The sequence below is a fragment of the Micromonospora sp. NPDC049645 genome (assembly GCF_040675155.1).
GTDB lineage: Bacteria > Actinomycetota > Actinomycetes > Mycobacteriales > Micromonosporaceae > Micromonospora.
On sequence record NZ_JBFAOI010000002.1, the window covers coordinates 88,435 to 111,335 of the forward strand.

Sequence of the window (22,901 nt, forward strand, 5' to 3'; positions counted from 1 at the left end):
GTCAGAACCCCCGGTCCCGGCGCTCGCTGCGGGCCTGCATCCAGATGAAGACCCCGGCGACCACGACGATGATCAGGGTCAGCACGGTGGAGATCGCGGAGCCGTAGCCGACCTGTAGCTTCTTGAAGAACGTGTAGTACGCGAAGTAGGACGGCACGTTCGTCGCGTTGTCCGGGCCACCCCGGGTCAGCGCGAAGATCGGCCCGAACACCTTCAACGCGGCGATGGTGCAGGTCAGGGCCACCACGAAGGTCTCCGGCCGGATCTGCGGGAGGGTGATCGCCCGGAACCGGTGCAGCCAGTTCGCGCCGTCGACCTCGGCCGCCTCGTACAGCTCGGGATCGACCCGTTGCAGCGCCGCCATGAAGACGACCACCGGGTAGCCGATCTGCACCCAGATCATCACCGCCATGACGGCCGGCAGCGCGGTGCCCGGGTCGCCGAGCCAGTCGTGGCGCAGCGCGCCGAGACCGACCGCGTCGAGGAGGCTGTTGAACGCGCCGTCGGGGCGCAGGATCCAGCCCCAGACGATGCCGGCCACCACGACGGGCAGCACCTGCGGCAGGTAGAACGCGGCCCGCAGGGCGGCGGCGGTGCGGGGCTTGAACCGGCGGCCGATAACGTCGAAGAGCACTGCGGCGAGCAGCAGCCCGAGCAGGGTGGGCACCACGACCATCGCGACGAGCATCCAGACGGTGTTGCGGAACGACGCCCAGAACACGTCGTCGTGCAGCAACTGCTGGTAGTTGTCCAGGCCGACCCACCGGGGGTCGCCGATGCCGGACCACTTGGTCAGCGACAGGTACAGCGTCCCGATCAGCGGCGCGCCGATGACCAGGATGAAGAGCGTCGCTCCGGGGAGCAGGTAGAGCCAGTACGCCGCGTTGCGACCGCGGCGTCTGCGGCTGGGCGCGGGCGGGGTGGGTTTCGCGGCCGGCGGTGTGGCGGCGACGGTCTCGGAGACTGCCATGGAAGATCCTTCCCGGCGGGGCGGGCGGGCGCGCCGGTGGTGCCGGTCGCGCCCGCCGCTCGCCGTGTCACTTGCCGGTGATCTCCTTGACGCCATCGGCGTACGGCTTGGCGATCGTGTCGAGGACCTGGTCGGGCGTCTTCGAGCCGTTGATCAGACCCTGGAAGCCGGAGACCAGCACGTCGTAGTAGCCGGGGACCGGCCAGTCCGGGTAGAAGGCGAGCCCGTCGGACTTGCTGACCGTGTTGAAGTCCTCGATCAGCTTGCGGTCCTTCGGGTCGCTGATCTTCGACGCGTCGGCGGCCACCGGCACACCACCGTTGTTGCCGATCAGGTCCTGGATCTCCGGACGCAGGGTGATGTCGATGAAGTCGTACGCCAGGCTCTTGGCCTTGCTGTTCTCCGGGACCACCCAGAGGTTGCCGGACGAGCCGGCCTGCAGGGTGTTGCCGGGGAAGAGGAACGTGTCCCAGTTGGCCTTCATCTCGGTCTTGAACCGGCCGTACCACCAGCTACCCGAGACGATCATCGGAACCTTGCCGCCGATGAAGGCGGTGCCCATGTCCTCGGCCTTGAGGCTGGCCGAGTTCTTCGCGACGTAGCCCTTGCGTACCCACTCGGCGAAGGTCTCCGCGCCGTACTTGAGCGGGTCGGCCTTGAAGTCGACCGGGTTCTTGTAGAGCTGGTAGTTGTCGACGAACTGCCGGTCGCCCTTGGAGAGGGCGAGCTGGTAGAAGAGCTGCCCGGCCGGGTACTCGGCGCCGGCCATGCCCAGCGGGGTGACGCCCTTGCCGACGAAGGTGTCCATCGCGGCGGTCATCTCGGCCATGGTGGTCGGGACCTTCACGCCGTTCTGCTGGAACAGGTCCTTGTTGTAGTAGACCGTGACGTACTCGCCGTAGTTCGGCACACCGAACCACTTGCCCGAGCCCATCACGCCCTTGTCGCTGTAGCGGGCGGTGGTCTGGAGGCTGGGGCTGAGCTTGCCGGCCCAGCCGCGCTTGTCGGCCTCGTCGCTCAGGTCGGCGAGCAGACCCTGGGAGGAGAGCAGGCCGGCGGTCGCGTTGCCCTTGTTGTACTCCATGATGTCCGGGCCCTCGGACGAGTTGATGATCATGCCGGCGTTCTGCTGGATCTGCTCGAACGCCTTGCGCTCGAACCGCACCTCGACGCCCGGATGCTCGGACTTGAAGAGCTCGATGGCCCGGTTCCAGCCGACGCCCATGGCGCTGTTCTCGCTCTCGTAGTGCCAGAGCTTCAGGACCTTGGCGTCGCTGTCGTCCCCGTTGTCACCGCCGCCGCAGGCGGCCACGGTGGTCGTCGCGGTCGCTGCCAGGGCGATCGCGGCGACGAGCCGGCGGAATCGCTGCATTACTATCCTCCTCGTTGAGTACTAGCCGGTACTTCACGGGGCCCGTCGTCGCGTTGCAGCGCGATGGCGGGCCGTTCTAGCTGGTCAGCCCCCGTCGCTCGACGAGGGGTCGGCGGTAACCAGTGCCGAGCGCCGTGGCGCGGCGGTCGAACCCCGGATCTCCAACGTGCACGGCAGCAGTTGCTGATGGCGCTGGTCGGCGGGGCCGTCCAGGTGGCGGGTCAGCGCCTCGATCGCGATCCGACCGAGCGCCGAGCCGGGGGACGTCATGGCGGTCAGCGCCGGGGTGGCCAGTTCGGCGACCTGCGGTGAGGTGACCATCGAGACGACGGAGACGTCGTCGGGCACCGACAACCCACGACCGGTCAACTCGCCGAGGATGCCGAAGATCGCCGTCTCGTTCATGGCCAACACGGCGGTCAGCTCCGGGGCCCGGGCGAACGCCGCCGCCAGGGCGGCCCGCCCGCCGGCCGCGCTGTCCTCGGCCGCGATCATCACCGGGTCCAGGCCGTGCCCGGTCATCGCCGCCGTGAAAGCATCCCGGGTACGCAGCGCCGGCCCGTAACCGCTGGCCAACGTGGCGGCCGAGTGGTTGACGTAGACGATCCGCCGGTGCCCGAGGCCGACCAGGTGCGCGACGGCCTCCCGGACGGTCTGGTCGAAGTCGATGTCGACGTAGGAGAGCTGGCTGGTGTCGCCGGTACGGCCGATCAGCACCAGCGGCACCCCGGCCTCCTGGAGCACGGTGACCCGCTCGTCGGCCAGCTGAACCTCCATCAGCACGACCCCGTCGAGCATCCGCTGGCTGGCCAGTCGACGCAGGTCGTCGAGGTTGCCCCCGCCGACCGGCGAGAGCACCAGGTGGTAGCCGGCGACACTGGCCGCCGCGGCGGCGCCGGTGACGAAGGCGGTCTCGGTGGCGCCGAGCCCGCGTTCGTCCATCGGCATCAGCAGGCCGAGAATCCGGCTGCGGCGGCTGGCCAACCCCCGGGCCATCGCGTTGGGCTGGTAGTCGAGCTCGGCCATCGCGGCGAGCACCTTGTTGCGGGTGGCCTGCGAGATCGGCCGGGCGCCGGTGAGCACGTACGAGACGGTGCTGACCGAGACCTGCGCGAGGCGGGCGACGTCGTGCATGGTGGCCACCGCGCACCTCCTCCGGCCTGGGGTGGGATCGCTCCCGAATCGTCGTCGAAGCGTTTCGACGAAGCGGTTCGACAGGACGCTAGGCCACCTGTTACGGCGACGTCAATAGCCGATGTCGAAAAGAATTCAGGTGGGGTGCGCCGGTCCCTCGCGCCGTGTGCACCGCGCCGCTTCCGGCCGGTCGCACATGATGTCCGTGGCCAAGATCCGCGCAACATCGGGGATGTTGCTGCCTCGCGCCCGCCAGAGGCAGCAACATCCGGGTAGTTGCGCGGATCTCCGCTCGCTGGTCTCGGGGTGCGGAGGCAAGATCGCGTTCGATCCTGGTTGTGGTTCCCTCGGTCGTCGCGGAGACCACTACATCAAGGATCGAGCACGATCTTGGGCGAGGGGGCGAGGGGGCGAGGGGGCGAGGGGGCGAGGGGGCGAGGGGGCGAGGGGGCGAGGGGGCGAGGGGGCGAGGGGGCGAGGGGGCGAGGGGTGAAGGGTGGCCTTGGGGGGTGGGGGTCAGGCCGAGTCAGGTCAGGTCGAACAGGGTGGCGGCGGTGTCCCAGCAGACCGCGCGCAGCCAGTCGTCGCCCAGATCCAGCCGGGCCAGGCCGGTGACCTGGTCGGCGTACGGGTACGGGATGTTCGGGAAGTCGCTGCCCAGCAGCACCTTGCCGGCCAGCCCCACCTCGCGCAACCGGGGCAACTCGTCGGCGGGGAAGGGGACGAACTGGTCGAAGAACGGCGTGAACGCCATGGTGGTGTCCAGCCGGACCCGCTCGTACGTCTCGGCGAGGTCCAGGAAGGCTCGGTAGTCCGGGGCGCCCAGGTGTGCCACCACGGCGGTCAACCGAGGATGGCGGGCGAGGAGCGCGGCGAACGGGTCCGGGCCGGTGTGGGTGGTGCCCACCGGCGCGTGTCCGGCGTGCACCACCACCGGCACACCCGCGTCGGACAGCATCCCCCACACCTGGTCGAGCGCCGGATCGGTCGGCGCGAAGCCACCGACCTGTAGGTGCACCTTGAACAGCCGGGCGCCCTCCGCGAGAGCCGCGTCGACGTACCGGGGGGCGTCCGGCTCGGGAAAGAACGTGGCCGAGGGTAGACAGCCCGAAGTGTCGCGGGCGAAGTCCAGCGTCCAACGGTTGAGGTCCGCCGCCATGCCGGGCCGGTGCGCGTACGCCAGGGCGCTGAACGCCCGCACCCCGAGCCGGCGCAGGTGCGCGACCCGGTCGGCGTCGCTCCACCGGTAGCGGATCGGCCACTCGGTGCCGACCAGCGGCCCGGCGGCGTCGAAGTAGGCCCACACCCGACGCAGCAGTCGCGGCGGAGAAAGTGCACGTGTACGTCGGCGAGACCGGGCAACCCCAGCGCCCGCCAGAACTCCGGCACGCGTTCGTCCGCGTCCGGCGGCAACTCCGCGTCCGGCGGCAGCTCCGAGGCCGGATCGGTCATATGTCGATGTCGAACCGACTCAGCACCGAGGGCGCGATCAGGCCGACGGTCGCCAGCGCCGAGATGACGGTGAGTGCGATGCGCATGCCGACCACCTCGGCCTTGCTGCCCACGCGCAGGGCGATGCTGTTCGGCAGACCGACCATCATCCACATTCGCCGCTTGATCGGGATCGGCCAGAGGATCGGCACCCCGGCTCGGGTGATCATGTCGCCGAGGATGTGCACGAAACAGCCCACGCCCAACGCGGTACCGATCAACGGATAGCCGCGCCCGCCCGGCAGGTTGGCGAAGGTGAACCAGGCCGCTCCGGCCGACGCGAGAGTGATGATCACCCACCCGGCCCGCTCGGCCCACTCGTCGAACAGCCCACGCAGCGCCAGGCCGAACATGAAGAACAGGATGGTGATGACCGCCCACTTGCCGTACGCGGCGCAGAGCGCGGTGGTGCCCCAGCCGACCAGCACGGTGAACGGGAGCGTGTGGGTCAGCGTCCGGTGGCCGTTGTTGCGGCGCGGGTCCCTGCTGAGCTTGGTGGCGTAGTAGACGCCGAGGGAGATCTTCTCCATCACCTCGGCGGCGAAGAGTGAGAAGACCCCGAAGGTACGGGCCACCGTGGCCCCACCCTGGTTCTTGGTCACCTTGCCCGACATGTCGAGGTCGGGAAAGAGCGCGCCGCCGGCGCACACCGCGGTGCCCACCGCCAGCGCGAGCGGCGACTGGTGGTAGTCGGCGAACTGGTCCAGTGCCCAGGACCCGGCCAACCACACCGCCGCGCCGGACAGCGCGTGTTGCGGTCCCATCATCTCGGCTCACCCTCCCCAGGGATCTTGAGCGCCCAAAACTACGCCACTGTAGTCAGCGTCGGCGTCGCAGGGGCATCACCCGGAAGGTCCACATCGGACCGGGTTACGGGGTGGGCGTGAAGCTCTGCCGGATCATCGGCAAGTATGCCGCGTTGACCTGCCAGTCGAACTCTTCTGTCAACCACGAGACGGTGTAGGACCGGTCGGCCGAGGTGTTGACTAGCAGCCGTTGACTGTGCAGCGAGTCGCCGCGGGCGTTCTGCCAGGCGCACTCCCACACCGCGCCGCCCCGGAAAATGTCCATCGCGGAGATGTCCACCTTGCGATAGCCCGGCAGCGACTCGCTCGCGGTCAGCCGCGTCTCCTCGGCCTTCCAGTACGCCACCGGGTCGGGGCGGGCCGGTCCCGCCTCGACGCTGAGCACCCGGGACCCGCCGGATTTGCGAAAGCAGGTCACCGCGCCCTCGGTCCAGCGTGCCCAACCCACCGGGGCGGCGATCCGGAACCCGGTGGGATCGTCGTACCAGGTCCAACCCTCGCGCAGGCTGTACTTCGCGTCGGGGGGCGGTGACACCGAGGCCACCGGGGTCGCCGTCAACGGCGGTGCCGACGCGCAGGCGAACGCGGCCGGTCGGGTGGTCGGCGCGCCGCCGCCAGCGCCGGAGGGTGGGGCCTGCTCGTCGTGTCGGTTGAGCAGCGCCAGCGTGACTCCTCCCGCGACGAGCAGGGCGGTGGCCGCACCGCCCAGGGCGATCAGGCGCCGTCGCCGGCCGGACCGGCGCGGCGTCGGTGTCGGTTTCGCCGGTGTGTCGGGCGGGGGCACCCGCTCGACCGGGTGGGATGCCATGGCCCGGCCGGCGCTGCGGACCGCCGCGACCGCCGAGGACCGGACCGACCCGGCCGGCTCGTCGCGGCTCGCCGCGGCACTGCTCAGCAACGACTCGGCCTCCATCGCGGTCAACCGTCGCCAGGGGTCGCGTTGCAGCAGACCGGTGAGGACGGGACGCAACGGACCGGCCCGCCGCATCGGATCCGGTGGTTCGGTGGCCAGCGCGCTGAGCGTCGCCATCGCGCTCGACCGCGCGTACGGGGACTTCCCCTCGACCGTCGCGTAGAGCGTCGCGCCCAGCGACCACATGTCGGTGCGGGCATCCGACACTCCCTCGCGGGCCCGCTCGGGGGCGACGAACTGCGGTGAGCCGAGCACGGTGCCGGGGCCGGTCATCACACCGTCGCCGCCGTCGAAGGTGGCCAGCCCGAAGTCGGTGAGCACCACCCGCCCGTCGTCGGCCACCAGCACGTTGTGCGGCTTCACGTCGCGGTGCAGCACGCCGGCGGTGTGGGCGGCCCGCAGCGCGGCGAGCACCGCCAGCCCGATCCGGGCGGTGCGCTGCGGACTCAACGGCCCCTCGGCGCTGATGATCTGCTGTACCGACCGGGACGGCACGTACTCCATCACGATCCAGGGGCTCTCCCGGTCGTGCACCACGTCGTAGATGCGAACCACGTTGGGGTGGTTGAGCCGGGCGGCGGTGCGTGCCTCACGCAGGGTCCGCAGCCGCAACTCCGCGCGCTCGGATTCGGCCAGCCAGGACGGTGGCACGACCTCCTTCACCGCCACGTCGCGATGCAGCATCTCGTCGCGAGCAAGCCACACCCGGCCCATTCCGCCGGTGCCGACCAGGTCGAGCAGCCGGTACCGACCCGCGATCAGCATCTGATGCACGGTCGCTCCCCCTCGGTCACCCCGGGTTCCACGATAGCCACCGATGTCGGCTTAATCATCCACTGAGCGGCCTCGATCCACGCCGGACGGTAGTGCGGATCATGGCCATACGGTGCAGGTCAGCGGGGTGGTCGGAAACTCCTTCGCACCAGTTGCCAGTCGGCTGCCGCCCCGGCCCAGTCGCCGTCCTGGGTGATCCACCCGAGGGTCCAGCGGTCGGTTCCGACGACCTGTTGCCGGGCGCGCAGCCAACTGCCGTGCGGTGTCCGCCAGCGGCACTCCCACTCGGCCCCGTCGTCGCCCCGGGCGAGCCGGATCTCGTCGTACCCCGGCAACGATCCCGCCCCGGCCGCCGCGTCGCGGGCGGCCCGCAGGCGTCGCAGGGGATCGGCGGCGCCGCCCTCGGCGACGCTGAAGGCCCGGCCGGTCGCCGGGTCCTGGAAGCACGCCACCCCGCCGTCGCGGGACGTCAGCCACGTCGCCGGTACGGAGACCCGGAAGCCGGCGGTGTCGGCGTACCAGACCCAGCCGGGCGGTGGCCGGAACGCTTCGCCGGAGGCTGGCTCGCCGGCCGGTACCGGCGCACCGGACACCTCCGGGCGGACACACGCGAACGGGGGCGGAGGGACGTCCCGCCCGTCCGGCGGCGGACCGGGCGGCGGGCCCGGCCCGAACGGGCCGCCGTCGCGCGGACGGTTCGGCGGTGGGGAGGACCAGCCGGTGGGGTTCTCGGGCTTGTCGTCGGCGACGGTCAGCGCGGTGCCGACGCCGGCCACCACGGCCACCAGCAGCGCCACGGCGACCACCGCCACCCGACGGGCGGTACGCCCCGCGGCCACCGGATCGGGTGCCGGCGTGGGGGAGGCGCTGTCCGCCGTGGCCGGGACCTGCTGCCCCTCGGTCGTCGCGGCGGCCGGGTCGGGCAGCGCGACGGTCGGGTCCTGGACGTCGGGGTCGTACCCAGCCGACCGGGCAGGGCCACCGTCGGGGTCGGCGCGGCCGGTCGCCGCCGTTTCCAGCAACCGCCGGGCGGTGTCGTGGTCGAGGCGGTCGCGCGGGTCGCGGCGCAGCAGCCCGTCGAGCACCGGCGCGAGCATCCCGGCGTGCGGGGCCGGGTCCGGCGGCCCGACCGCCAGCGCGCTCAGGGTCGCCATCGCGGTGCTGCGGGCGTACGGGGACTGGCCCTCGACGGCGGCGTGCAGGGTCGCCCCGAGCGACCACAGGTCGGCGGCCACCGTGGACGCCCCCTCGGCGGCCCGCTCCGGGGCCACGTACTGCGGGGAGCCGAGGACCATGCCGGGGCGGGTCATCGCGCCGTCGCCACCGTCGAAGGTGGCCAGCCCGAAGTCGGTGAGCATCACCCGACCGTCGTGTGCCACCAGCACGTTCTGCGGTTTGATGTCGCGGTGCAGCACCCCGGCGGAGTGCGCGGCCTGTAGCGCGTCGAGCACGGCCAGACCGATCCGGGCCGCGCGGGCCGGCTCCAGTGGCCCCTCGGCGTCCACGACGTCCTGGAGGGTGCGGGACGGGACGTACTCCATCACGATCCACGGGTTGCCGTCGACCGCGACGACGTCGTAGAGCCGGACCACGGCGGGGTGGTTCAGCCGGGCCGCGGCCCGCGCCTCCCGCATGGTGCGCGAGCGCACCTCGGCCCGCTCACGATCAGCCAGCCAACTCGGTGGAACGATCTCCTTGACCGCGACCTCGCGGTGCAGCATCTCGTCGCGGGCGCGCCACACCCGGCCCATACCGCCGCGACCACCAGGTCGAGCAGCCGGTACCGACCGGCGATCAGCACCTGTGCACGCTCCTCCCCAGCCGCTGTCCGGGCTACACCCTAACCAGCGGATCGGAAGTCACCTATCGGTCGTCCGACTCGGCTCAGCAGGCGGCGTGGTCGACGGCGGCGAGCAGATTCCCCTCCGGGATGGCGATGCGGGCCCGCCCGCCGCCGAGTCGGGCGGCGGCGCGTCGGGCCTGCACCGGGCCGTGCTCGCGACGGGCGGTGGCGTAACTGGCGGCGGTGCGGGCCGCGATGGTGGCCCAGCCGTAGCGCTCGCCGACCATCGTGCGGGCCCGTCGGGCCAGCCGCCGGGCGAAGACCTCGTCGCCGAGCAGTTGGCCGACCGCGCCGGCGAGCGCGTCCGGGTCGCTGTGCGGGAACGTCACCCCGGTCACGCCTGGCTCGACGATCTCGGCGAGGCCGCCGGTGCGGGCCACGGCTAGGGGCGCTCCGGCGGCGGCGGCCTCCAACGCCACCATGCCGAACGGTTCGTAGAGGCTGGGCACCACTGTCGCGTCGGTGGCGCCGAGCATGGCCGGCAGTTGGGTGGCGTCGAGGAAGCCGGTGAACCGGACCGTCGAGCTGAGCGCCAACCGCCGGGCCTCCGCTTCCAACTCCGGGCGGTACGGGCCGTCGCCGGCGATCACCACGCGCAGCCCCGGGTGCCGTTCGCGGAGTCGGGGTATGGCGTGCACCAGGTGCTGGACGCCCTTCTCGTACACCAGTCGTCCGGCGTACCCGACCAGCGGGCCGTCCCCGGCGAACCGGGCGCGGGCCGACGCGACCGCGCGGGGACGGGCCCGCCAGGCCCGGTCGTCGACCCCGTTGGGCACCACGTCGACCTGCTCGGTCGGGACGTCGAACAGCGCGGTCACCTGGTCACGCATGTAACCCGAACAGGTGATCACTCGAATGGAGGAGCTGCTGAGCCAGTGTTCGACGCCGTGGATGGTGCGGTTCATCTCCTCCGGCAGCCAGCCCTGGTGCCGACCGGCCTCGGTGGCGTGCATGGTGGTGACCAGCGGGAGGTCCAGGTGCTCGGCGAGGGTGACGGCCGTGTGCGCGACGAGCCAGTCGTGGGCGTGGATCACGTCGTAGGAACCGGACTCGGTGGCGCGTAGGGCGGTGCGGGTGAGGGTGTGGTTGAAGGCCATCGTCCAGGCCAGCAGGGAGCTGGTGGCGAGGGGGAAGGTGACCGGGTCCTCGGGGGCGCGCAGGATGCGCACGCCCTCGGCGTACTCCTCCAGGGGTGCGCCCTCGCTGTGGCGGGTGACGACGGTGACCTCGTGGCCGGCGGCGGCGAGGGCGACGGAGAGGGCGTGCACGTGTCGACCGAGACCGCCGACGAGCACCGGCGGGTACTCCCAGGAGAGCATCAGCACCCGCAGCTGTCGGGCGGGGTTGATGTCGATCACGTGGGCATCGAGTGACATGCGGCCCCCTTTGAGTTGTCCCCGGGCGCGCGCCGACCGACACCGGGATCGATGTCGCCGTCGCGTCTGGATCGAGGCCAATCCTGCCGGGATCGCGATAACCAGCGGCGACACCACCGTTGCGGTCGTGTAAAGCGCTACTGGCCCTTTCGGCGCACCCGCAGCAGCTCGGCCACCGACCATGCCTGGAACGGGCATCCGGTCGCGGTGTGCGGCGCGAGGCCATCGGCCGTCTCGCTCACTGAGCCTATCCCATATTCCATCAAATGGGCCTCAATGCCGACGAATACGTCATCGACCGACATCTTCCCCCGGCGGGCGGCGTCCACGTACGGGCCGAGCAGCCACGGCCAGACCGTGCCCTGGTGGTAGCCCCCGTCCCGGTCGGCCGGGCCACCCCGGTGCCGGCCCACGAACTCCGCCGAGTCCGGGGCGAGGCTGCGCGGCCCGAGCGGGGTGAGCAGCCCGCCCGCGATCCGTCGCAGCGTGGCCTCGTCCGGTTCCATCGGCGCGTACGGCAGCGACCAGGCCAGCAACTGGTTGGGGCGCAACGCGTCGTCGTCGTGCAGGGCGGCGCCACCCAGCGGGTACGCCGGCGCGGGGGCGTCCAGCACGTCGTGCAGCCACCCGGTCGGGGCCGGGAAACGCTCCCGGAACGAGGCGGTGGCCTGCCCGTGCAGTCGCCACAGCTCGGCCGCGTCCTGCCCGGCCAGCTCGGTCAGCTCCGCGAGCCCGGCCAGCCCGTTGATCCACAGCGCGTTGACCTCGACCGGCTTACCGGTACGCGGGGTGACCGGCACCCCGTACACGCGGGCGTCCATCCAGGTCAGCGCGGTGCCGGCGGCCCCCTGGGCGAGCAGCCCGTCGGCCGGATCGACGCGGATCCCGTACCGGGTGCCGGCCGCGTGGGCGTCGATCACCGCGCGCAGCGCGGGCAGCAGCTCGTCGCCGAGGTCGGTGTCACCGGTGACGGTGACGTGCCGGCTCACCGCGTGCAGGAACCACAGCGTGCCGTCGACGGTGTTGTACTCCACCCGGCCGGTGTCGGCCGTGTTGGCGAGCATCCCCTCGGACAGCGTCGCCGCGTACGCCCGCAGCAGCTCCCGCCCCTCGTCGGCGCGACCGGTGCAGAGGAACAACCCCTCGTACGAGATCATCGTGTCCCGCGACCAGGCCCCGAACCACGGGTACCCGGCGACCACGTCCACCGCCGCGTCGCCTGCGCGCACCACGAACGCGTCGGCGGCCAGCGCCAGGGTGGCCTCGGTGTCGTCGGCCGGCTTCGCCGTCGCCACCACCTGCCGGTTGCGCCGTCGCGCCGCCGCGACGATCTCGGTGGCCGGTGGCGGCTCCTCGTCGAGTCGACCGGCCCAGGCCCGCACCGACAGCGTGTCGCCGGGGCGTTCCAACTCGCCGGCGAAGCGGCCCGCGTACCAGAGGTCCTCGTCCGGGTGCAGCCCCCGGTTGGCCTCCTCGCGGTGGTGCACACCCAGCCACCACTGCCCCTCGGGCGTCCAGCCCGGCCCGGCGAGCCGGTACGCGCCCTCGACCACCGCGCCGTCGGCCACCGCCTCGACCTGCGGGGTCGGGCCGTCGGCCCGTCGTTCGCCGTGCGCGTCCCGCCAGGTGCAGGCGGCCGACAGCTCCAGCCGGACGGGACCACCGGCGACCAGCCGGTGCACCACCGCGACACAGGAGCGGCCGGGCAGCATGGCCAGCTCCCGTTCGATCACCACGGCGCCGATCCGCCACCGCCACCGGGGCAGCCCGTCGACCAGGTCGAAGCGCTCCAACAGCTCGAAGCCGCGCGGGTCCACGTCGCCGGAGGCCCACTCGTGCGCGCCGAGGCGCACCCGCGTGCCGGACGGCAGGGTGACCGCCGGGTCGAGACTGACCAGTCCCACCTGACGGGACGCCGGCGTTTCGCCGGGAACCACCAACAGACCGTGGTAGCGCCGGGTCCGCAAACCCCCGACCGTGCCCATCGCGTACCCGCCGAGGCCGTCGGGGACCAGCCACTCCCGGCTGGCCGCGCTGGTCAGATCGCCGCAGACCTGCGGGCCGAAGTGAATGTCGATCAACTTTCCTCCACCGGCGGCGGGGTGTAACACGCCACGACGAGAATGGCCGCTGTGGTCAAGTACCGCGGCGACGTCAAAGATGTGCACGTGATCACTGACCGATCGTCCTCCGACGCCTCGCCACCCGACGCTGAGCGGCTCCGGCTCGCTCAGGCCGACTCGGGGGAGCAGGACTGGCGTGCATGGGGTCCCTATCTGTCCGAACGGGCGTGGGGGACGGTACGGGAGGACTACAGCGAGCACGGTACGGCCTGGGACTACTTCCCGCATGACCACGCGCGGTCCAGAGCCTACCGGTGGAATGAAGACGGCATGGCCGGCGTCTGCGACGAACGACAGACTTTCGCCTTCGCGCTCGCCCTCTGGAACGGCAAGGACCCGATCCTCAAGGAGCGGATGTTCGGCCTCGGCGGCGACGGCGGCAACCACGGCGAGGACGTCAAGGAGTACTGGTGGTACGAGGACTCCACGCCCACCCACTCCTGGATGCGCTGGCGCTACCACTACCCGCAGGCCGCCTTCCCGTACGACGAACTCGTCGCGGTGAACGCGTTGCGCGGCCGTGACGACACCGAGTACGAGCTGGTGGACACCGGGATCTTCGACGACGACCGGTACTGGGCGGTGACCGTCGACTACGCCAAGGCGTCCCCGACGGACCTCTGCATGGTGGTGACCGTCGCCAACCGGGGCGACCGGGCGGCGACCCTGCACGTGCTGCCCACCCTGTGGTTCCGCAACACCTGGTCGTGGGGTCTGCCCGGCGGCGACCGCATCCCCCGGCTGACCGGCCAGGGCACCCGGCTCGTCGGCGAGCACCGGGTGCTCGGCCAACTACTGCTGGAGGGCGACGGCGGCCCGGTGCCGCTGCTCTGCGACAACGACACCAACGCCGAACGGCTGTGGGGCCTGCCCGGCCGCTCCCCGTACCCGAAGGACGGCATCAACGACCACGTCGTCAACGGCGCGGACACGGTCAACCCGGCGCGGGAGGGCACCAAGGGCGCGCTGCACTACGTGCTCGACGTGCCGGCGGGTGAGCAGCGTCAGATCCGGCTGCGGCTCACCCGTACGGCGTCGCCGCCGGCCGCCGCGCCGCCGCCCCCGGCCGACCTCAGCGAGGGCTTCGAGGCCGTGGTGTGGGCGCGGCGGGCCGAGGCGAACCGGTTCTTCGCCGGGGTGATTCCACCGGCCGCCACGCCCGACGAGGCGCTGGTGGCCCGGCAGGCCATCGCCGGGCTGATGTGGGGCAAGCAGTTCTACCACTTCGACGTCAAGCGCTGGCTCGAAGGCGACCCGGGTTCGACACCGCCGCCGGCCGGGCGTCGGCACGGGCGCAACAGCGCCTGGTGGCACATGACCAGCTTCGATGTCATCTCCATGCCCGACCCGTGGGAGTACCCCTGGTACGCGGCCTGGGACCTGGCCTTCCACTGCGTGAGCATCGCCCGGGTCGACCCGGGCTTCGCCAAGGAGCAGATCCTGCTGCTGCTCCGCGAGTGGTACCTGCACCCCAACGGGCAGATCCCGGCGTACGAGTGGGCGTTCGGTGACGTGAACCCGCCGGTGCACGCGTGGGCGGCGCTGAAGGTGTTCGAGATCGACGGCGGCCGGGACTACGAGTTCCTGGCCCGGGTGATGCACAAGCTGCTGCTCAACTTCACCTGGTGGGTCAACCGCAAGGACACCGGCGGCAACAACGTCTTCGAGGGCGGCTTCCTCGGGCTGGACAACGTCGGGCCGTTCGACCGTTCGGCGGCGCTGCCGGTCGCCGGGGTGCTGGAGCAGTCCGACGGCACCGGCTGGATGGGCATGTACGCGCTCAACCTGCTGGACATGGCGATCGTGCTCGCCGAACACGACCGGACCTGGGTGGACACCGCCACCAAGTTCTTCGAGCACTTCGCCTACATCGCCGCCGCCGCGTACGAGCAGGGGTTGTGGGACGACGAGGACGCCTTCTTCTACGACGTGCTGCGCCTCGCCGACGGCACGAAGGTGCCGCTGAAGGTCCGCTCGGTGGTCGGGCTGCTGCCGTTGGCGGCCACCACCCGACTCACCGCGAAGACCCTGCACCGCCTGCCGGAGCTGGGTGCCCGGTTGCGCTGGTTCCTCACCAACCGCCCGGAGTACGCCCAGGTGATCGGCACCCGCCGGCTGGGCCCGGACGGCCGGCAGCAGCGGCTGCTGTCCATGGTCGGGCCGGAGCAGGTGGTTCGCCTGCTGGCCCGGATGCTCGACCCCGACGAGTTCCTCTCCGACTTCGGCCTGCGGACGCTGTCCCGCGCGCACCTGGACAAGCCGTTCTCGGTGACCCTCGGCGGGCAGGAGTTCTCCGTCGGCTACGAGCCGGCCGAGTCGACCAGCGGACTGTTCGGGGGCAACTCGAACTGGCGCGGTCCGATCTGGATGCCGACGAACTTCCTGCTGATCAGCGCGCTGCGCGACTACGCGGCGTTCTTCGGCGACGACCTCCAGGTGGAGTACCCGACCCGTTCCGGCGTGAAGCGCACCCTGGACGAGATCGCCGACGACCTCTCCGCCCGGCTGATCGCGCTCTTCACCCAGGACGACTGGGGTCGACGGCCGATCTACGGTGCGTGCCAGCTCTTCCAGACCCACCCGGACTGGCGGGACCTGGTCGCGTTCCCCGAGTACTTCCACGGCGACAACGGCGCCGGTCTGGGCGCCTGGCACCAGACCGGCTGGACGGCCCTGGTCGCCGACCTGATCCTCACCCTGCGCCGCTGACCGCAACACCCACCGCCCACCCGCACCGCCCGCCCGCCCGGTCAGAAGGGCTCGGGTCCGAGGCGGCCCCAGGCCACGAAGGCGGCCAGCGCGAGGTAGATCAGGTTCAGCGCGATGAACTTCGCCTCACCGCGGCGCAGGTGGGTGATCATCGCGCCGACCATCAGCAGGACCCAGCAGATGGCGGTCACCGGCACCAGCACCGGTGCGATGTCCAGCACGGCGGGCAGGATGAAACCGACCGAGGCGAGGAGTTCGAGGACTCCGAGGGTCTTGACGAAACCGACGCTGGCGCCGTCGGTCCACCCTCCGCCGGTGGCCGCGGCCAACTTCTCCTTGGGTACGAACGTCTTGGTGATGCCTCCGGTCAGGGCGACTGCGGCAAGCAGTCCGGCCGCGATCCACAGGGCCAGGTTCATGAGCTTCCTCCGTGTCAGGTTGCCCAGAAGACACCGGCGGCCGGTGCGCCGTGACAGCGGGGGACGTGACGTGGCGCACGGGGGAACCGGTGTCACACAACGCGGGCGGCCGGTGTCTGGTGCGTGACGCGGTCGAGTTCGGCGAGACTGGAGGACACCTGGATGCTGGGGGCGCGAACATGAGTGCGGACGAGCACGGGGACCTGGCTCTCGACGTGTTCGTCACCCACCGGAACCTGCTCTTCACCGTCGCGTACGAGATGCTCGGCTCGGCCGCCGACGCGGAGGACGTACTCCAGGAAACCTGGCTGCGGTGGGCGGACGTGGATCTCGCGGCGGTGCGGGACCAGCGCGCCTACCTGGTCCGGATCACCACCCGACTCTCGCTCAACCGGCTACGCACACTCGGTCGGCGCAGGGAGTCCTACGTCGGCTCCTGGCTGCCGGAGCCACTGTTGACCGCACCCGACGTCGCCGATGATGTCGAACTCGCCGAGAGTGTCTCGATGGCGATGCTGCTGGTGCTGGAGACGCTCGCGCCGATTGAGCGGGCGGTGTTCGTCCTCCGCGAGGTGTTCGACCTGACGTACGACGAGATCGCCGAAGCGGTCGACAAGAGCCCGGCCGCCGTCCGCCAGATCGCCCACCGGGCGCGGGCGCATGTCGCCGCACGGCGGCCTCGTGGAAGGGTCTCCCCGGCCGAGAGTCGGCGGGTGTTGCGGGCGTTCCAAACGGCGTTGGAGACCGGCGACGTGCAGGGCCTGCTCGACGTGCTCGCGCCGGATGTCGTGCTCGTCGGCGATGGCGGTGGGATCAGATCGGCGGTGCTGCGGCCGGTCGCCGGGGCCGACAAGGTGGCCCGCCTGCTGTGCGCCACCCACCTCAGGGTCGCGACCATGGCGTTGCAGTCCGCCCAGGTCAACGGCCACCCGGCGCTGGTTCTGCGGCTCGACGGCGCGCTCGACACCGTCCTCACGCTGCGCATCGACGACGGGCTCATCAGCGGGGTCTACGCGGTGCGTAACCCCGAGAAGTTGTCGCACCTGTCGCGCGAGACCGCCCTGCGCCGGTGACGGCCTGCCGCCTCGGCACCTGTGCGAGAGAGCCGGCCATCCACAACAGTCACCAATCCGTCACCCGGCCGCTACGGCAGGTGTACGCCCTTACGCTCGTGTGCGTGCCCGGACCTGCCGAAAAGGCCACTGAACAGGACCGGCGTGACCTCCTCGTCACGGTCGCGCGAGAGTTGGCCGAGACGGAGGGCTGGGCCGGGGTGACCACCCGGCGGCTCGCCGAACGGACCGAGATCGACATGGGTGACATCTACCGGCACTTCCCGGATCTGGAGGCGCTGATCGCCGCCGTCGCGGTGTGCGCGTTCGCCGATCTGGCCGCTGATCTCGCCGAGGCGCACGCGGAGACCGTCGGCAGCCCCGAGGGGGTCTGGCCGGCCGTCGCGACCGCGTACCTCGACTTCGCGTACACGAATCCGGAGGTCTACGACGCGATGCTCGCGCTGACCCCCGACCTGGCCCTCGGCGTGGATGGCGTGCCGGCCGCGCCGCGGGCGGTCTTCGCGGAGCTGCGGGCGGCGCTGACCCCGCTGGCCGAGGGCCGGGACCCGGACACCCTCGCCGAGGTGGGCTGGAGCCTGCTGCACGGCGTGGTGATGCTCACCCGTGGTGGTCGGCTGCGACCCGAGGGGCAGGAGGAACGCGAGGCGCTGATCGCGCAACGGTTGCTGCGTTGGCCGTGACCGCACTGCCGATCGTGGTCTGGTGACGGGCTGCCGCCTATCCTGTCCTCCGGTCTTTCGGCGGTGGCGCAGGGAGGAAATGCTATGACGGTCGCCGAGGCGGCAAGGCGGCAGGCGCAGGTGTTGATCTTCGACGCGGACGACACGTTGTGGGAGAACAACGTCGTCTTCGAGCGGGTGATCGACGACTTCCTGAGCTGGCTGCACCACCCCACCCTGGACCGGGCCGAGCTGCGGGCCGTCCTCGACGACATCGAGCGGGCCAACGCGGTGGCGCACGGGTACGGCAGCAAGGTCTTCCTGCGCAGCCTGGCGGAGTGCCTGGAGCGGCTGCGTGAGCGCCCGGCCACCGACTCCGAACGGCAGGAGATCGACCGGCTGGCGGTGGCCCTCGTGGAGCACAAGGTGGAGCTGATGCCGGGGGTGGCCGACGCGCTCGACGAGCTGGCCACCCGGCACGAGCTGCTGCTGCTGACCAAGGGCGACAGGGACGAGCAGCAGCGCAAGCTGGACGCCTGCGGCCTGCTGCACCACTTCGGGGCGGCGCACATCGTCGTCGAGAAGAACGTGGACACGTACCGGTGGCTGGTGCGGGAGCACGGCTTCGCGCCGGAGGACGCGTGGATGATCGGCAACTCCCCGAAGTCCGACATCCTGCCGGCGCGGGCGGCCGGGCTGAACGCCGTGTTCATTCCGAACGCGAACACGTGGGTGCTGGAGGACGACGAGTTGGACCCGACCGACGGGGGAGTGTTGCGGCTCGCCGCGTTCCCCGACCTGCTGCGGCACTTCTGACCGTACGAGACCAAACAGCGTCGGCGATCATGGTCGCGTTACGCCGAGATGCCTGATTTTCATCCTGGGATCAGTCGCGCCATCGGTCGTCCGACGTGGCTTGTCCGACCGGTCGGAGCGTGCCTAACCTGGCTCGGCGCTCACGGCCCGGGGTGTGCCGGGGGCGCGGCGGCGTTCGACGGGTGAGCACCGTGGAGCTGAGTGCGGAGTGGCCGGCTCCCCCCGGTCTCGCGTGGCGTCGTGTCACGCCCGCGCGGCGGGGTGCCGGAGCTGTCCGCTCCCCGGTCGGACGATCGAGGGGCAGGGCCGGGTAGTTGCGGACCCGGCCCTGACCCGGCCCGCGATCGTCGAACGTGGCGAGCGGGGCAGACCGCGCGCCGGGTCGACTGTCAGGATGGCGGAATGAAGCGCAGATCCCTCCTGCTCGGCGCGGCGGCGGGCCTCGCGGCACCGAGCCTGCTCGCCCCGGCGGTGCCCGCGTCGGGTGCCGCCGCGTCGCCCTCCGGTGCCACCGCGTCGCCGTCCTGGGGCATTGCGCCGGCGCCGCACCCCACCGGGCCGCTGCCGCGCCAGAACCTGGCCGCCCGGTTGACCACCCTGCCGACGCAGACCAGGCAGGTCATCGTCGTCGCCGCCAGCGGCTACTCCACCACCTACGCCCGGCTGGAGATGTACGTGCGGGTGGGGGACCGCTGGCAGCCGGCGTCGGCGTCGTTGCCGGCCCGGCTCGGCTCGAAGGGCTTCAGCGACAACCACGTCGAGGGTGTGCCAACCACGCCCACCGGGGTCTACTCGATCGGTCCCACCATGTACGGCATCGCCGCCAACCCGGGCGTGCGATACCCCTACCACCGGCTGGTCAGCGGCGACTGGTGGAACGAGAACCCGGCGTCCCCGCTCTACAACACCTTCCAGCAGAGCTCCACCAACCCGGGCGGGGCCAGTGAGGCGTTGTGGAAGGAGGTTCCCGCGTACACGCACTTCGCGGTGATCACCTACAACATGGCGCCGAACGTGCCGAAGCCGGTGCCGAACGCGGGCAGCGGCATCTTCCTGCACCAATTCAGCACCAGCTCCGGCAACGCCACCGCCGGCTGCGTCTCGCTCGCCCACGGTCACCTGGTCGACGTGCTCAACTGGCTGGACCCGGCGCTGTCGCCGCGCATCGTGCTCAGCCCGTACGAGCAGCTCCGCCGATACTGAAGAACGTTCAGCCGGGGTCGCGCCGGACGATCGACACCGCCACCCGGCAGAACTCGTCCATGTCCGGGTTGAAGCCGGCCGCGATGTCGGGATGCAACCCGGAGCGGGTCTCCTCCAACAGTCGCTGGCAGACCTGCTCGACCGGCTCGCCGCCGTAGTCGGCGCGGACCCGGTCGGTGGCCGCCTGAAGCGCCGAGGTCAGCTGCTCCTCCAGCGGGCCCCGCAACTTCTGCTGCACAGGGTCGAGCCCGCGGGGGTCGAGCGTGACATGTGGCTCCGACATCGGTGCTCCCTTCGTCGGCGTCCGCGGTACCCCACCGCGAACGTCGGTCAAACCCCGATCGGTACGGCGGAGATCCGCACCTGGTACGAGAAGTCCTCCGCCGGCTCCTCGTGGTACGACAGTCGGCGGATCTGCCGGTCGTCGTCGTAGAGGGCGACGTCCACCAGGACGCCGAGGTGGGCGAGGCCGATGTTTGACACCCGCTTTTTGTCCTGCAACACCGCGCAGACGCCGCCGAGCAGCGTGCTCGCGTCGGCCGTACGGTGCCCGGGTGGGCAGCGCAACACCAGGTCGATCTCGATCGGCCCGGGCAGCGGCGTCCAGCCGGTGCGCTGGGCCGCCGTGAGGGCGGCCTGGAGCAGGGTGCGGACCTTCGTCGCCTGACGATGCCCGGCGGCGAAGATGGACAACGCTTCGGTCTTGACCGGTGGCAGGCCGCTCACCTCGAACGTCAGGGCGAGAGCGCGGGTGTCCTGCACGACGGCACCTCCTCGTTGGGACGATCCTGCCGAACCGGGGCAGCGGCGGTGGGGAGTTCCCACGATTACCAACCGATCGGGCAGGCATGGGTCGGCCGGAGGCGTGTCGACGGCGGCGGCGAACGCGCCGGCTGCGGCGCTACGAAAACGCTAGCCGACCCTGCCCGCGCCCGGTAGTCGGTCGTTCACCCGGTTGGACGTGGTGCGAAGGCGCAGAACTCGTTGCCCTCGGGGTCGGCCAGCACCCACCACCAGTGCGCCTCGTCGAGAGGCTCCCGCAGCAGCGTCGCGCCCGCCGCGACCAACGCCATCGGCTCCGGGTCGGTCAGGGCGACGTCCCAGTGCAGGCGGTTCTTGACCGTCTTGGGCTCGGGCACCTCGGCGAACACCCAGTAGTCCCAGGGGAAGCCGGCCGCGCCCCGCACCCAGGAGGTGGTCGGGTCGTGCTCGACCGTGCCGCCGAGCACACCGGCCCACCAGGTCGCCTGAGCGGCCGGGTCGGCCGAGTCCACGACCAGCTCGAACGGGCCCGGCCCGGTGCCCTCGCGGGCCGGGAACGCGCAGAACTCGTTGCCCTCCGGGTCGACCAGCACCCACCAGGTGGCGTCGCCGGCCGGTTCGCGGACCAGTCGCGCGCCGGCCGTGAGCAGCGCCGCCGGCTCCGCGTCGGCCAGGCGCAGATCGAGGTGTACGCGGGTCTTGCCGACCCGAGGCTCGGGCACCTTGTTCACCCAGATCGACTCGGCTTTGGAACGCGCGGAGCGCGGGTCGACCCGGGTGTCGTCGTCACCGGCATCGGCCACGTCACCGTCGAGCATCCGGGCCCAGAAGGCGCCGAGTGCGAGCGGGTCGGTGGCATCCAGGCAGAGGTCCTTGAAGCGCGCGATCATGCGTCCAGCATGCCCGGTCGGGGCGCTCAGCGTTGCTTGGCGTACTCGATGAACGCCTTCCAGGCCGTCGGGTCGACGTGCAGGGTGCCGCCGTCGCGGTCCTTGGTGTCGCGCACCAGCACCACGCTTGGCAGGTTGTCGGCGACCTCGACGCAGGCTCCGCCGTTGCCGCCGGACCGGGTCGACTTCCGCCACTGGGGGTTCAGCATGCCCATGACTTCGCCACTTCCTTGATCAGGTCGATTGACTGCCGGCGGGGGAGCGCCTCGTTCCGCACGATCTCCCATGTCTTCCCCAGCTTAGCGACGTCGGCCGAGGCATCGACGATCTGCGCGGTGAGCTGGTTGTCGGCATAGGTCACGCGCTCACCGTCCGGCATCTCGGCGATGATGAACTGACCGCCCATTCCCAGATACATCCCAGCATCCGTCGGCACGACGTGCACCTGGATATGCTCCGCCGTCGCCAACTGGGCCAGATGCTCGCACTGCTCGACCATGAGGCCCGGCTGGTCGAGCACCGGGCGGCGCAGCACCGCCTCGTCCAGCACGGCGATGAGCTGCGGCGGGCGCGGGCGTTGCAGGATCGCCTGCCGCTCCAGGCGGGAGGCGACGATCCGGTCCACGTCCTCGGCGTCGAACCGGCCGCCGGCCAGCGTGGCGCGGGCGTACCGCTCGGTCTGGAGCAGGCCCGGCACGTACGCCAACTCGAACCAGCGCAGCGTGGTCGCCTCCCGCTCGAACTCGATCCACTCGCGCAGCCAGGCCGGCTCGGCGTCGAGCCGGGCCAACCCGTCAAGCATCCGCAGGAAGCGCCCGCCGGTCTGGTGCTGGGTGTCGACCGCCCGCATGTACTCCTTTGTGGGCGGTCGGCCGCCGGTCTCCACGGAGCTGACGTGTGAACCCGAGTAGCCGATGCCCCTGCCGAAGTCGTCCTGACTGAGCCCGAATCCCGTTCGGAACAGGCGCAACTCTTCCAGCACGTAGTCGGTGACGGTCCCCATTGATTCCCCAACCTTCGCTCGGTCTGGCTCGGCGTGTCCCTCATGGGTGCTCACCTGGACCGCTGAGCTGCACGGATGGCGCGAGCACGTATCGACGGTAGTCGCGCCATCACCAGACTGTCACCAGTGGCGGGTCCGCCGGTGGCCGGATGGCGGCGGCGGGCTCCTGTCCCCGGGGTCGCTCCCGTCTCCCCCTTGCGGGAGCGACCCCTCCCCGCCGCCGAGGAGGTCGACGTGTGCAGCCCGACGAAGCAGCAGCCCGCGGTGCGGTGGCGGTGATGGTGGTCCGACCGCCCGTGCCGCACGTCGCCATGCGCCCGCTGTGGCGGTGCCGGAACTGTGGCAGCGAGTGGCCCTGCCAGCCGGCCAAGCTCGCCCTGCTCACCGAGTACCGGACCAGCCGCACCGCACTGTTGATCTACCTCGGCACGCTGATGCACGAGGCGACGAACCAGCTCACCCAACTCCACCCGGAGCACCCGCCGACCCGGATGACCGAGCGCTTCCTTTCCTGGGCGAGGGCCCGGAGCTGATGCGCCGTTTGCGGGGACCCGCGCCCCCA

The 22,901-nt window shown here is 71.3% G+C and carries 20 protein-coding genes and 1 pseudogene; 6 read left to right on the forward strand and 15 right to left on the reverse strand.

Features of this window, described 5'->3' with window-relative positions:
* Position 1: 1 nt before the first annotated feature.
* From AB0J33_RS05980 to AB0J33_RS06020, 9 genes and pseudogenes are all read right to left on the reverse strand, one after another.
* Positions 2-970, reverse strand: coding sequence for a sugar ABC transporter permease (locus tag AB0J33_RS05980; protein WP_363610397.1), 969 nt, complete (start codon positions 968-970; stop codon positions 2-4).
* Positions 971-1,037: 67 nt separating this feature from the next.
* Complete coding sequence (locus tag AB0J33_RS05985; protein WP_363610399.1) at positions 1,038-2,342, reverse strand: extracellular solute-binding protein; 1,305 nt, start codon at positions 2,340-2,342, stop codon at positions 1,038-1,040.
* Between the two features lie 84 nt (positions 2,343-2,426).
* Positions 2,427-3,476 (reverse strand): LacI family DNA-binding transcriptional regulator, encoded by a 1,050-nt coding sequence (locus AB0J33_RS05990; protein ID WP_363611341.1) that lies wholly within the window; start codon positions 3,474-3,476, stop codon positions 2,427-2,429.
* A gap of 526 nt (positions 3,477-4,002) precedes the next feature.
* Positions 4,003-4,889 (reverse strand): annotated as a pseudogene (locus AB0J33_RS05995) (amidohydrolase family protein).
* 35 nt (positions 4,890-4,924) lie between these two features.
* A complete protein-coding gene (locus AB0J33_RS06000) occupies positions 4,925-5,734 on the reverse strand; it encodes a metal-dependent hydrolase (protein ID WP_363610401.1) in 810 nt (269 codons plus the stop codon).
* Between the two features lie 103 nt (positions 5,735-5,837).
* Positions 5,838-7,451 (reverse strand): protein kinase, encoded by a 1,614-nt coding sequence (locus tag AB0J33_RS06005; protein WP_363611344.1) that lies wholly within the window; start codon positions 7,449-7,451, stop codon positions 5,838-5,840.
* A 128-nt stretch (positions 7,452-7,579) separates the two neighbouring features.
* On the reverse strand, positions 7,580-9,211 hold the full coding sequence (locus AB0J33_RS06010; protein ID WP_363610403.1) for a serine/threonine-protein kinase: 1,632 nt from the start codon (positions 9,209-9,211) through the stop codon (positions 7,580-7,582).
* Positions 9,212-9,344: 133 nt separating this feature from the next.
* A complete protein-coding gene (locus tag AB0J33_RS06015; RefSeq protein ID WP_363610405.1) occupies positions 9,345-10,679 on the reverse strand; it encodes a glycosyltransferase family 4 protein in 1,335 nt (444 codons plus the stop codon).
* Between the two features lie 137 nt (positions 10,680-10,816).
* Positions 10,817-12,760 carry an amylo-alpha-1,6-glucosidase gene (locus tag AB0J33_RS06020; protein WP_363610407.1) on the reverse strand — a complete coding sequence of 648 codons (1,944 nt, stop codon included), beginning with the start codon at positions 12,758-12,760 and terminating at the stop codon, positions 10,817-10,819.
* A 42-nt stretch (positions 12,761-12,802) separates the two neighbouring features.
* On the opposite strand from AB0J33_RS06020, the gene AB0J33_RS06025 reads away from it, so the two are divergent.
* Positions 12,803-15,511 carry a glucosidase gene (locus tag AB0J33_RS06025; RefSeq protein WP_363610409.1) on the forward strand — a complete coding sequence of 903 codons (2,709 nt, stop codon included), beginning with the start codon at positions 12,803-12,805 and terminating at the stop codon, positions 15,509-15,511.
* Positions 15,512-15,552: 41 nt separating this feature from the next.
* On the opposite strand, the gene AB0J33_RS06030 is transcribed toward AB0J33_RS06025, so the two are convergent.
* Positions 15,553-15,930 carry a DoxX family protein gene (locus AB0J33_RS06030; protein WP_363610411.1) on the reverse strand — a complete coding sequence of 126 codons (378 nt, stop codon included), beginning with the start codon at positions 15,928-15,930 and terminating at the stop codon, positions 15,553-15,555.
* Positions 15,931-16,109: 179 nt separating this feature from the next.
* Between AB0J33_RS06030 and AB0J33_RS06035 the strand changes: the two genes are divergently transcribed.
* The 4 genes from AB0J33_RS06035 to AB0J33_RS06050 all read left to right on the forward strand — a co-directional run bounded on the left by AB0J33_RS06035 (position 16,110) and on the right by AB0J33_RS06050 (position 19,684).
* Entirely contained in the window at positions 16,110-17,003 is an 894-nt protein-coding gene (locus AB0J33_RS06035; RefSeq protein WP_363610413.1) for an RNA polymerase sigma-70 factor, read from the forward strand.
* A gap of 104 nt (positions 17,004-17,107) precedes the next feature.
* Positions 17,108-17,686 carry a TetR/AcrR family transcriptional regulator gene (locus AB0J33_RS06040; RefSeq protein WP_363610415.1) on the forward strand — a complete coding sequence of 193 codons (579 nt, stop codon included), beginning with the start codon at positions 17,108-17,110 and terminating at the stop codon, positions 17,684-17,686.
* An 84-nt stretch (positions 17,687-17,770) separates the two neighbouring features.
* Positions 17,771-18,481 carry an HAD family hydrolase gene (locus AB0J33_RS06045; protein WP_363610417.1) on the forward strand — a complete coding sequence of 237 codons (711 nt, stop codon included), beginning with the start codon at positions 17,771-17,773 and terminating at the stop codon, positions 18,479-18,481.
* A 402-nt stretch (positions 18,482-18,883) separates the two neighbouring features.
* The gene (locus tag AB0J33_RS06050) at positions 18,884-19,684 is read left to right on the forward strand and encodes a L,D-transpeptidase family protein (RefSeq protein WP_363610419.1); all 801 of its coding nucleotides are present in this window, start codon (positions 18,884-18,886) and stop codon (positions 19,682-19,684) included.
* Positions 19,685-19,691: 7 nt separating this feature from the next.
* Here the strand turns inward: AB0J33_RS06050 and AB0J33_RS06055 are convergent, their stop codons facing one another.
* The 5 genes from AB0J33_RS06055 to AB0J33_RS06075 form a co-directional block, all read right to left on the reverse strand.
* Entirely contained in the window at positions 19,692-19,967 is a 276-nt protein-coding gene (locus AB0J33_RS06055) for a hypothetical protein (protein ID WP_363610421.1), read from the reverse strand.
* Positions 19,968-20,014: 47 nt separating this feature from the next.
* Entirely contained in the window at positions 20,015-20,446 is a 432-nt protein-coding gene (locus AB0J33_RS06060; protein ID WP_363610423.1) for a hypothetical protein, read from the reverse strand.
* A gap of 185 nt (positions 20,447-20,631) precedes the next feature.
* The gene (locus AB0J33_RS06065) at positions 20,632-21,336 is read right to left on the reverse strand and encodes a VOC family protein (RefSeq protein WP_363610425.1); all 705 of its coding nucleotides are present in this window, start codon (positions 21,334-21,336) and stop codon (positions 20,632-20,634) included.
* A 26-nt stretch (positions 21,337-21,362) separates the two neighbouring features.
* On the reverse strand, positions 21,363-21,545 hold the full coding sequence (locus AB0J33_RS06070) for a DUF397 domain-containing protein (RefSeq protein WP_363611346.1): 183 nt from the start codon (positions 21,543-21,545) through the stop codon (positions 21,363-21,365).
* Complete coding sequence (locus AB0J33_RS06075; protein ID WP_363610427.1) at positions 21,539-22,339, reverse strand: helix-turn-helix transcriptional regulator; 801 nt, start codon at positions 22,337-22,339, stop codon at positions 21,539-21,541. Before AB0J33_RS06075 ends, AB0J33_RS06070 begins: the two co-directional genes overlap by 7 nt.
* A 236-nt stretch (positions 22,340-22,575) precedes the next feature.
* Here AB0J33_RS06075 and AB0J33_RS06080 point away from each other — a divergent pair, with 236 nt between their 5' ends.
* Positions 22,576-22,872: a flavin reductase gene (locus AB0J33_RS06080; protein ID WP_363610429.1), complete on the forward strand. Its 297-nt coding sequence runs from the start codon at positions 22,576-22,578 to the stop codon at positions 22,870-22,872.
* Positions 22,873-22,901: the final 29 nt, after the last annotated feature.